1 pseudogene is annotated in these 442 nt (G+C 62.0%); it reads left to right on the top strand.

From position 1 onward, the window contains the following. Positions 1-284: 284 nt before the first annotated feature. A pseudogene (locus AC0L2Z_RS35480) lies at positions 285-442 on the top strand (leucine zipper domain-containing protein); the annotation flags it as partial.

Raw genomic sequence — 442 nt, forward strand, 5'->3', positions numbered from 1 at the left:
TTTCCATCGCCACCCTGAGCTTCAGTTTGACGTCGACCGTACCGCAGCACGCGTTGCCGATCTCCTCCGCAGCTTCGCTAGATGTGAGCTTTCAACAGGTTGTCCATCCGGTCCTGGGCGAGGAAGCTGAGGTTGCGAAGCTTCAGTGATTCCTCGGAGGACCGCATGAACATCCATAAGAATGCCCGTCTGACACCGTGCGGTCGAGAGCGGATTGTGATCCAGGTGCTGAGCGGGCGGACGCCGTAGGCCGCCGCACGAGCCGCAGGCGTCTGCCGCGCACTATTCGCAAGTGGACAGCCCGCTTCAAAACCGAGGGTGTGGAAGGGCTCAAGGATCGGTCTTCGCGACCGCGTCGGCTCTATAAACGCGGGCGGGACTTTGCGGCCTGGCTTGGGCTCGTGCCACGTCAATACACCTCCGGCGGCAAGGAGCGACTTGG

The organism is Mesorhizobium sp. WSM4850 (assembly GCF_055811735.1).